This is a genomic window from Mycetocola miduiensis, assembly GCF_900115155.1.
Taxonomy (GTDB): Bacteria; Actinomycetota; Actinomycetes; order Actinomycetales; family Microbacteriaceae; genus Mycetocola_A; species Mycetocola_A miduiensis.
On sequence record NZ_FOVM01000014.1, the window covers coordinates 1 to 10,286 of the forward strand.

Below are 10,286 nucleotides of genomic sequence, written 5' to 3' on the forward strand. Positions count from 1 at the left end.
CCGTCTAACCCGTCTAACCCGTCTAACCCGTCTCATCCGGGCCCGGCTTCCGCACTTCGGTGTGGGGCCGGGCCCTTTGCGTTCCTGCGGTCCTCAGCTCACCACAAACGGTTCGAGCGGAGATTTTCGGTGTACGGCGGCGTGTCGCGGCGCGGACGCCGGCTGTGTCTGAAGAATCTCCGCGTGAGCGCACGGGTGGGCGACTGGGCTGCGTCACAGCCGGCCGGCCGCCTTCAGGGCCAGGTACCGGTCCGCGAGGGCAGGCGGGAGCTCGGACGGTGATGCGGTGACCACCTCCGCGCCCATCTGCTTGATGGCTTCAGACACCCTCGCGATATCGAGCAGTGACCGTTCCGCCGCCGCCGCGAGGTACACCTCGTCGCGGTTGCGCCGTTGCCGGCTCGCCGCGAGGACGGCCGGGTCGGTGACGGATGCGACGACCACGAGATGCCGCTTCGTCAGCTGGGGAAGCATCGACAGCAGCGCGGTGGACGCGCCGGGCGCATCGACCGAGGTGAGCAGCACGACCAGGGAACGCTGGCTGGTGACTTCGCGCACAAGGGCAGGTACCGCAGCCCAGTCCATCTCGAGCAGCTCTGGCTCGACCGTTGCCAGGGCGTCGACCATCCTCGCCATCAGGTCGGCGCCCCTCGCCCCCTGGACCCTGGCACGCATGCGCCGGTCGTAGGCGAGCAGGTCGACGCGGTCACCGGCGCGTGTGGCCAGGGCCGCGAGGAGCAGGGATGCTTCGAACGCGGTGTCGAGCCTCGGCTCGTCGGCGATGCGCGCCGCAGAAGTCCGCGCCGTGTCGATCACGAGGACGACGCGGCGGTCACGCTCGGGCCGCCAGGTCCGGACGACCACGTCGCGACGCCGGGCGGTGGCCCTCCAGTCGATCGATCTGACGTCGTCGCCGCGGACATACTCCCGCAGCGAGTCGAACTCGGTGCCCTGGCCGCGCACCATCACGCTCGTCGCGCCGTCGAGTTCGCGGAGGCGGGCCAATCGTGACGGCAGGTGTTTGCGGGCGTGGAACGGCGGGAGCACACGGATGCGGCCGGGGCTTTTCAGCGTCGCCTGCCGTGCGCACAGGCCGAGCGGACCGAATGAGCGCACGGTGACCTGTTCGACACGTCGTTCCCCGCGGCGGAACGGCGTGAGCGGAACGGTGACGAGCCGCCGTTCACCGGCGGGGATCGTGACCCGGGTGCGGAACACCGAGGCGCCCGCCGACGGCTGCCAGGCATCCCGGACGACGCCGCGGAGCGTACGCGGGCCCGGATTCGCGAGGTAGAGCTCACTTTCGACCGTCTCACCCAGCCGGGTCCTCGCCGGCAGTGACCTCGACGGCACGAGGACGCGGGGGGATGCCGCCAGCACCAGGTCGAGGATGCCGAGCGCGATCGCGAACAGCAGCCAGCAACCGAGCACGAGCCCGGGCTCGCCGGTGGCCGTGCCGATGCCGATCACCGGCACGATGCCGAACGCGACGAGCGCCACGAACCTCCCCGAAACGGTCATCTAGATCGGCACCTGCACCTGCTGCATGATCGAGCGAAGGATTGCGTCCGATGCCACCCCTTCGAGTTCCGCCTCGGGGCGCAACACCAGCCGGTGCCGCCAAACCGGAAGCACCATCGCCTGGACATGGTCGGGGGTGACCGAGGCGTATCCGCTCAGCCACGCCCACGCCTTGGCGGCGGAGAGGAGTGCGGTCGTGCCGCGGGGGCTGACGCCCATCCTCACCGACGGGCTGCGCCTCGTCGCCCTGGCGAGGTCGACGATGTAGCTGAGCACGTCCGGACTGACGCCGGTCGCGGCTGAAGCGACCTGTGCGTCGGCGAGATCGGCGGCGCCGAGCACAGGGGTGACTCCCGCGCCGGCGAGGTCACGCGGGTTGAAACCGGCGGCGTGCCTGCGCAACACCTCGACCTCGATGTCCCGCTCCGGGACGTCGAGGACGAGCTTGAGGAGGAACCGGTCCAGCTGCGCCTCAGGAAGCGTGTATGTGCCTTCGTATTCGATCGGGTTCATGGTGGCGGCGACGACGAACGGCGCAGGCAGCGGCTGGGTGACGCCGTCCGCGGAGACCTGGCGTTCCTCCATCGCCTCAAGCAACGACGACTGGGTCTTCGGAGGCGTCCGGTTGATTTCGTCGGCGAGGAGGATGTTCGTGAACACGGGGCCCCGCCGGAACTCGAATTCGCCGGTCTTCGCGTCGTAGACGAGCGAACCGGTCACATCGCCAGGCATCAGGTCAGGGGTGAACTGGACCCGTTTCGTGTCGAGGTCGAGCGCCTGGCTGAGCGTGCGCACCAGCAGGGTCTTCGCAACGCCTGGAACACCCTCGAGGAGCACGTGCCCCTTGGCGAGGAGGGCGACGATCAGGCCGGTCACCGCCGGTTCCTGGCCGACGACGGCCTTGCCGACTTCCCGCCGCACCTGAACGAGCTTCGCCCGCAGCTCGGCGTTCCTCGGGGGTTCGGCCCGGGAGAACGCACTCCGCTCCGCTGCGCCGTCGTTCCCAGGGGCTGGGTTCGGGGGCACGGGGCGGCCGTACTGGGCTTGCCCCTGCTGGTCGGCTTGCGGATATGGCTGGCCGTGCGGTGTCGGTGTGGTCATGAGCGCATTCTTCCGGTTCGTTGTCGTTCGGGCGAGAAATCGTGGGTTCAGCGGGGACGCGTCGGCGGACGGGGGTCGACGGCAGCGGCAACCGCCGACTCGAGGTCGCGGAGGGTGTCCGAGAGGGCGACGACGTCGCGTTCCGACCCTGGCAGGTCGTCGAGGAGGATGCCGCGAACCTCACCCGGGTTCCTGCCGAGCGCCGATGCGACGGCATCCGACACTTCGCCGACGCTGGCATGACGCGACAGCCCGAGCGCGTCACCGAGCCGGCCGACGGCGCCGATCCGGAGCGCGTCGACGGCGCGGGTCCGCGCGGCGCTGCGCTGGTAAAGCCGTGAGCGGCCCTCCATCGTTTCGCCGGCGGGCACGGTGACGGGGAGGTCCTCGGCGACGAGCGGCCCGAACCGTCTTCCGCGCCAGAACATGGCGACGAGCACGGTGATCGCGCAGAGCGACGTCACCGGGACGAGCCAGGTCGGCGTGAGCTCGGCGAGCGACGGCGGGCCGGATGCCTCCACGTCGGCGATCGAGGGAAGGTACCAGACCAGGCGGTCGCTTCCGCCGAGCAGCCCAAGGCCGAGTGCCGCATTCCCGTGCAGGAGCACGAGGTCGTTCGAGAGCGCGTCGGACGGCCCGAGCACCCAGATCCTGTCGCTGCCGTCCTGGATGCCCAGCAGTCCGAAGCCGCCGGTGTCTGCGGGGAAGCAGCGGATCGCGTCGCTCCCCTCCGAGTCGGCGAAGGTGGACCCTGGGCTGATCGTCCCCGCCCGGGCGGCCGCGCCGTCGCCGCAGTCCGCATCAAGCGGCGTGTACTGGTCTGCGGGACCCGCCGCCCTCACTGCGGGGGCAACGGCCTGGAGATGCCGGAAGCCGGGGGAGAGCAACACCACGTCGCCGGCCACTCCGGCGAGTTCGGTGAGACGGTCCCCGGCAAGGTAGCCGGACGGGTCATAGAGCGCGAGGGTCGTTCCCGGCTCCGAAGAGGCGGCGAGTGCTTCGTCGTAGCCATCGGGCAGGATCACGTCGACCCCCTGGTTCCGCAGCACCTCGGCAATCGCCTTCGCGCCGGTCGGTGCGGGGTCCGCCGGATCGAGGAGGAGCCCGCTGGTTGCGCCGCCGCGCGTCAGGAGCATGCTCGCGACAACGACGACGAGGCAGACCCCGGCCACTCCGGCCCAGAACAGGCCGCGCCTGGCCACCGTGCGGGCGCGCGGCGTCAGCACGCGGTCGTCGGTCGACACCGGTGGTTCGATGCGCGTTGTGGTGCTCATTCGGTGCCCCAGGCGTCGACCAGCTCATGACTGGCCGGCGATTCCTTCTGCAGGCGGACGTCGAGCCGACGCAACCGGTCGAAGTCGGAGGCGTTGCCGTCGTGGCCGAGATAACGGACCCGGTCAAAGATCTCCGCGGCTCGGGCGAGGTCGCCGGATGCCGTCGGAAACATTTCCGACGCGCGAGCCGCGAAGTCGTGGGCGGTCGTTCCAGGGCTGACCCGCACGATCGTGCGTTCGGCCAAACCGCGGGCCAGCGCCCGAAACTGTTCAAGGACCGCGAGGGTGAAGTCGCCGGCGGACGCAGCCGCTGCCGCCGCCGAACGCAGTTCCCGTGCCGTGCGGCGGTCGTCGTCGCCGAACAGCCCGGCAGCCGGCCGGCTGTTGCGGTTCACGCGGGGGAGTCCCCAGATCAGGAGGGCGGCGACCAGGCCGGCGACGACAAGTCCGACGATCGCCACGGGAAGCCAGTCGAGGGGCACAGAGTCGCCCGGCTGGAACAGCCGCATCAGCCACTCGAAGAACGCCTGGCTGAGCCGGTCGAACAGACTCGGCCGTGCCGCCGTGTACTCGGGTTTCGAGAGCTCATCGAGGAGCCACTGCCGCGCCTCGGGGCCGTCGGGCACGACCGGGACATCGAATCGAAAGACGCCCGTCAGGACCATGGAGACCCGGTGTTCCAGCCGTCGGCCCGGACCAGGTACGGGTCAGGCACCGACGTGTCGCCCGATTGCCTGGCCTCAACGAAACGGATGAGTTCCAGGTCGAGGCCCTCCTTGCGCATCCGCAGGTCGACGTAGATGAACGCGATCGTTGCGGACTGCACGACACTCGTAACGGATGCCACCAGCAGCGACACGACGATCAGGCCGACGTAGAGCAGTGCAGGAGCGATCCAGTCCTCGGCGGTCGTGGAGGTCGGGTCGACGAGGCCGAGGGCGATCCCGTACAGCAGGCTGATCGGCGTGACGACGATCTGGGAGACCGTGCCGACGATGAATGCGATCAGGTACTGGATGCCGAGCGTTCTCCAGAAGTACCCGTCGGTGAGCCGCCAAGACCGGCGAATCGCCTGCGGAACTCGCACCCGTTCCAGCACGATCACGCTCGGGACGACCGACAGTTTGATGCCCAGCCAGACGGCGGCAGCGAGAAGGGCGAGCCCCGCGAGGATGGCGAGGACCACCCCGGCCGCCACGAACCCGTCACCCTGCGCCACGAGCAGCCAGACGACGCTGACGATGAGCGCAACGGCGACAGCGAGGGCGCCGCTGGCGATCAGGGTCCAGAGCAGGAGGTGGCCGAGCCTCGGCCAGGTGGCTTTCCAGGTCTCACGGAGGGTCAGCTTCTCACCGAGCGTGGACCTGGCAGCTTCGGTGACGATGACGCCCTGGAGGAAGACGGTGGCGGCCAGCCCGACCAGGAACGGCACAATGGATGCAAGAAGAATGGCGACGATGCCGCCGGCGGCGACGGCATCCTGGTCTTCCGGTGCAGCGCTGGTGATCCTTCCGATGACGAAGAAGGTGACGACGCCGACGACAAGCAGGCTGACGAGGACGGTGATTGCCTGGACGAGTACAGCGCTGCCGAACGTGGCCTTCGGGTTCCGTTTGAGGGTCAGGAACGGGGCGCCGAGAAGTGTTCCGAATCCCAGCGGACGCAGCGGTATGAGCCCCGGTTTGGGGGGAGGCGCCCACGCCGCCTGTGCAAAGCCACCCGGTTGTCCGGGAGGATATCCGGCCGCCGGCCAGCCGTCGGGCGCATAGGGGTTCTGACCGACGTTCACCGGTCCCGGGTATTGGCCGGGCTGCGCATACTGCTGGGCGTATGGGTTCTGGCCGTATTGCGCCGGGTAGTAGGGCTGCCCGGGCGCGGGATTGGGCGGGGTGGGGGGATAGAACTGCTGGTCAGGGCCCCAATTCTGGGCTGCGGAGTATGGTGGGGGCGCGGCGCCGTCCCGGCGCGGATCGGCGGCCGGGGGGTTCGATCCTGACCCGCCCGGTTGCTGCCAGCTCTCGTCGTTCGCCACTGAAGCGACCCCCTCAAGTGTTCGACATTCCACGCCTTCTTATCGTGTCACACCCGCACCACCCTCACCATGAGAGCCCGGGCATCCGCTCGGGCGGTTCTCGGCCAACTGCCAACGGGTTGCGGCTAATCTGGTGCCAGGTACTGCATGGCCGCGCTTTTCGGCCGGCCGGCACATGAATCGAGAACGAGGCGTATGAACGCACGGATCCTGGTGGTCGACGACGACACCGCCCTGGCCGAGATGATCGGTATTGTGCTGCGCACTGAAGGATTCGAGCCGTCCTTCTGCGCAGACGGCTCAGGGGCGCTCGACGCGTTCCATGAGTCCCGACCGGACCTGGTGCTGCTCGACCTCATGCTCCCCGGCATCGACGGCATCGAGGTGTGCACCCGCATCCGCGGCGAATCCGGTGTGCCGATCATCATGCTGACCGCGAAGACCGACACGGCGGATGTCGTGAAGGGCCTCGAGTCAGGAGCCGACGACTACATGGTCAAGCCGTTCAACCCCAAGGAGCTCGTCGCCCGGATCCGCACCCGCCTGCGCCCGGCCTCCCCGCAGTCACAGGACTCCCTCCAGATCGGCGATCTCGTCCTCGACGTCGCCGGGCATGAGGTGAAACGCGGTGACAGGCGAATCAACCTCACCCCGCTCGAATTCGACCTCCTGCTCACCCTCGCGTCGAAGCCGCAGCAGGTCTTCACCCGCGAGATGCTTCTCGAGCAGGTCTGGGGCTACCACTACAAAGCCGACACCCGCCTGGTCAACGTGCATGTGCAGCGGCTGCGCGCAAAGGTCGAGGACGACCCGGACAACCCGCGCATCGTTATGACGGTCCGCGGCGTCGGCTATCGTGCCGGTGCCGGCGCTGCAGCCTGAAGTCGACCGAAGTGGGACAGGGCGTCTCGGGCATCAGGCTCGAAAACTGGAGGACATGGCCGGCACGTGCCGTGCGCTCCTGGCGACGGTCGCTGCAGTTCCGGACCGTCGTCGTCACCCTCGCCCTGTCGCTGTTCGCGTTGCTCATCTCCAGCTTCTACATGGCCATCACGATCGGCAACGACCTGTTCCAGTCGCGCGTGACCCAGGTCCAGCAGGACTCCGCCCGCGCGATCGAATCGGCCCAGAACATTCTTGACTCCTCCGGTGACACCGGAAGGGCCAGCACCCAGGAACTGATGGGTGCCGCCCGTGAGGAGATCGCCCGGGCGTCGTCGAGCACGATGATCGCCGGCTACCGGGCGGTGGGGCAGGAGCCGAGCCCGACGGGTCCGCAGGATTTCGAGAACGTCCGGCTCAAGGACGTCGTCAGCGACGAGCTGCGCCGTCTCGTGCAGAACAACCCGGACGAGCAGTGGTGGCAGTCGGTGTCGCTCCCCGCCGCCAACGGAAGCCGTGTTCCCGGGATCGTGGTCGGATCCCAGATCACCCTTCCTGAGGGCAGTCGCTGGGAGATCTACATCGGCTTCGACTTGAGCGATACCGAGCAGACCCTGCTGTTCGTGCAGCGCACCCTCCTCATCGGCGGACTCACGCTGCTGCTCCTCGTCGGTGCTGTGGCCTGGGTGATCGTCCGGCTCGTCGCGAACCCGGTGCGGGTCGCCGCAGACACCAGTGAGAGGCTTGCGAGCGGAGACCTCGAGGTGAGGATCCCGGTGAGGGGCGAAGACGAGCTCGCCACCCTGGCGCGATCTTTCAACCGCATGGCCGACAGCCTCCAGTCGCAGATCCGCGAACTCGCCGACCTCTCCCAGGTGCAACAGCGCTTCGTCTCGGACGTGTCGCACGAACTTCGCACGCCGCTCACCACCATCCGTCTGGCCGGTGACGTGCTCTACGACCAGCGCTCCGAGTTCCCGTCCGCAACCGCCAGGACCGCAGAACTGCTGCACACGCAGACGCAGCGCTTCGAGGTGCTCCTCGCCGACCTACTCGAGATCAGCCGCTACGACGCCGGCTCGGTACAGCTCGAGATCGAACCGTACAGCCTCGTGCACCTCGCCGAGGACTCGATCGAGGGGATGGCGTCCCTCGCCGAACAGAAGGGTTCCGACGTCCGGCTCGTCGCCCCCGGTGGTTACTCCGACGTCGAAATCGACCCGCGTCGCATCCGCCGGGTTGTCCGCAACCTGCTCGGGAACGCCATCGAGCACGGCGAGGGTAAGCCGATCGTGGTGACCGTCGACAGCAACGAACAGGCGGTAGCTCTGTCGGTGCGCGATTACGGGCACGGAATGACCGAGCAGGACGCCCAGCGCGCCTTCGACCGGTTCTGGCGCGCAGACCCGTCCCGCAAACGCACGATCGGGGGAACCGGGCTTGGCCTCGCCATCGCCCTGGAGGACGCACAACTGCACGGAGGAAGCCTCGAAGTCTGGTCGCAGGTCGGTGCAGGCAGCTGCTTCCGCCTCACCCTTCCGCGCCTGCTCGGCGGAGAGGTGACGATGTCGCCGCTCCCGCTGCCGCCAGAGGACGCTGAACCGATCCCCGTCGACACGACGGATGCTCCAGCATCGACCTCGGCGGATGCTTCGGCAGAGGCCCCAACGGATGCCGCCCGCAACGGGAAGGGAGTCGGGGTATGAAGGGTCGCAGCTGGGCGGTGGCCATTGCCGTCACCGCCTCACTGATCCTCGCGGGATGCTCGGGGATCCCTCAGTCGGGCGCCCCGCGCATCGGACAACCCGTGCCGGGGGCGGAGGACCCCGAGGTCCAGTTCATCGCCGACGGCCCGCAGGCGGGGGCGAGCCAGGAAGAAATCCTCCGCGGCTTCATCGACGCGGCGTCGAGTCCCCGCGAGGATTACGCCACAGCGCGGGAGTTCCTCGCTCCGAAGATCCGGTCGACCTGGGAGCCGGACCTCAACGTCATCGTCGACGAGGCCGCGCAGCGAAGCTATGTCTCCGCGGACGAGACCTCCATGAACCTCACCGTCGCGCCCGTCGCTGAGGTAAACGCTGAGGGGGAGTACACCGAGTTCAGCACCCGGACGCCTCTCACCCAGGGATACAGCTTTATCAAGGTGAAAGACGAATGGCGGATCAGCGTCGCGCCCGACCGGGTGATCCTCGACTCGCAGCGATTCAATGACGTGTTCGGCTCATACGCCCTCACCTTCTTCGACCCGTCGTGGAGCTACCTCATCCCTGACCTCCGCTGGTTCCCATCGAGGACGTCCACCGGAACCCGAATCGTGAACGCTCTGCTCGATGGCCCGAGCCCGCTCCTCGCCGGCGCGGTTGCTACAGCATTCCCGGAGGGCACGACCCTGACGAAAGGGGCGGTGCCCGTTGTCGGGGACGTCGCCCAGGTCGACCTCAGCAGTGAAGTGCTCGAGGCAGACGACCTGACTTTCCAGCGCATCCGCGCACAGATCGCCGGAAGCCTTGCCGGCGTGTCAGCCATCAACTCGGTGAGCGTCACCGTGAACAACAACACCGAGGACCTTCCCGCCCTCACGCTGCAGTCGCCGCGGGCTGACCCTCGGGCACTCGTGCTCTCGAAGGACGGCTTCGGGTTCCTCTCCGGTGGTGATGCGCTCGAGCGCCTGCCCGGCTTGTCCGACCAGGTCGAGGCACTCCGGCCCGACGTCGTCGTCGTCAATGCCGAACACAGTGCCGCTGCTGCGCGGACCGCTGACGGCGTCTTCAGCATCCGGGCGTCCGCGTCCGAACCGCTTCTTGTCGACGCCCGGTCGGGGCTCATCGCGCCGAGCTTCGACACGTTCGGTTATGTCTGGAGCGTGCCGGCGTCCGCTCCGGCGTCGCTTGTCGTTTCCGGGTTGGACGGTTCCCAAACGCCCGTGCAGACCAGCTGGCCTGAGGCATCCTCGATCCAGTCGCTCGCCGTCTCGCGCGATGGCACGAGGGTCCTCGCGCTCGTTCGTGTCGGAGACGACCCTCGGCTGCTCGTCGCCGGCATCCAGCGCGATGCCGAGAACATGCCGGTGGCGCTGGGCGACCCCCAGGTGCTTGCCGTCGGCACGAGCTCGGCCGTCACCACGACGTGGGTCGACGACCTCACCGTCGCGACCCTGACGACCGCGGCAGACGGGTCGACCGAGATCGTCAAGCAGGTCATCGGCGGGCAGTCGGAACTGCTGCAGGGGCCGGCCGGTGCCGAGTCGCTCGTCGCCGGTTCGGGTCTCCGCCAGCTGCGCGCCGTGACATCCGGCGGCAACCTCACAGCGCTCCGCACGTCGGCGTGGCAGGTGGTCGGCACCGGGATCGTTCTGATCGCTACCCAGTTGGGCAGCCCGAACTAGCTGTACTGCACAGGGACGTTGGTTGAATCGGTGTGACGACTCGCTGTAGTTGCTGCGAATGAGGTGAGGACCTCCGGTTGCAGAGTGGGAG

General features: G+C 68.4%; 8 protein-coding genes. 3 read left to right on the forward strand and 5 right to left on the reverse strand.

Annotated elements, in window-relative coordinates; all coding sequences use genetic code 11:
• Positions 1 to 213: 213 nt before the first annotated feature.
• From BM197_RS15905 to BM197_RS15925, 5 genes are read right to left on the reverse strand one after another with little or no spacing between them, the layout of a single operon-like run.
• Positions 214 to 1,521 (reverse strand): DUF58 domain-containing protein, encoded by a 1,308-nt coding sequence (locus tag BM197_RS15905; RefSeq protein WP_090713311.1) that lies wholly within the window; start codon positions 1,519 to 1,521, stop codon positions 214 to 216.
• Positions 1,522 to 2,622: an AAA family ATPase gene (locus BM197_RS15910; RefSeq protein ID WP_090713313.1), complete on the reverse strand. Its 1,101-nt coding sequence runs from the start codon at positions 2,620 to 2,622 to the stop codon at positions 1,522 to 1,524.
• Between the two features lie 47 nt (positions 2,623 to 2,669).
• The gene (locus BM197_RS15915; protein WP_090713314.1) at positions 2,670 to 3,896 is read right to left on the reverse strand and encodes a DUF4350 domain-containing protein; all 1,227 of its coding nucleotides are present in this window, start codon (positions 3,894 to 3,896) and stop codon (positions 2,670 to 2,672) included.
• Complete coding sequence (locus BM197_RS15920) at positions 3,893 to 4,561, reverse strand: DUF4129 domain-containing protein (RefSeq protein WP_090713316.1); 669 nt, start codon at positions 4,559 to 4,561, stop codon at positions 3,893 to 3,895. Before BM197_RS15920 ends, BM197_RS15915 begins: the two co-directional genes overlap by 4 nt.
• Positions 4,552 to 5,928: a glycerophosphoryl diester phosphodiesterase membrane domain-containing protein gene (locus tag BM197_RS15925; protein ID WP_090713318.1), complete on the reverse strand. Its 1,377-nt coding sequence runs from the start codon at positions 5,926 to 5,928 to the stop codon at positions 4,552 to 4,554. The genes BM197_RS15920 and BM197_RS15925 overlap by 10 nt, the downstream gene beginning before the upstream one ends.
• Before the next feature lie 195 nt (positions 5,929 to 6,123).
• On the opposite strand from BM197_RS15925, the gene mtrA reads away from it, so the two are divergent.
• The 3 genes from mtrA to BM197_RS15940 all read left to right on the forward strand — a co-directional run bounded on the left by mtrA (position 6,124) and on the right by BM197_RS15940 (position 10,195).
• A complete protein-coding gene (mtrA, locus tag BM197_RS15930) occupies positions 6,124 to 6,810 on the forward strand; it encodes an MtrAB system response regulator MtrA (RefSeq protein ID WP_090713320.1) in 687 nt (228 codons plus the stop codon).
• Positions 6,811 to 6,881: 71 nt separating this feature from the next.
• The gene (mtrB, locus tag BM197_RS15935; protein WP_245762589.1) at positions 6,882 to 8,516 is read left to right on the forward strand and encodes an MtrAB system histidine kinase MtrB; all 1,635 of its coding nucleotides are present in this window, start codon (positions 6,882 to 6,884) and stop codon (positions 8,514 to 8,516) included.
• A complete protein-coding gene (locus BM197_RS15940) occupies positions 8,513 to 10,195 on the forward strand; it encodes an LpqB family beta-propeller domain-containing protein (protein WP_090713322.1) in 1,683 nt (560 codons plus the stop codon). Before mtrB ends, BM197_RS15940 begins: the two co-directional genes overlap by 4 nt.
• Positions 10,196 to 10,286: the final 91 nt, after the last annotated feature.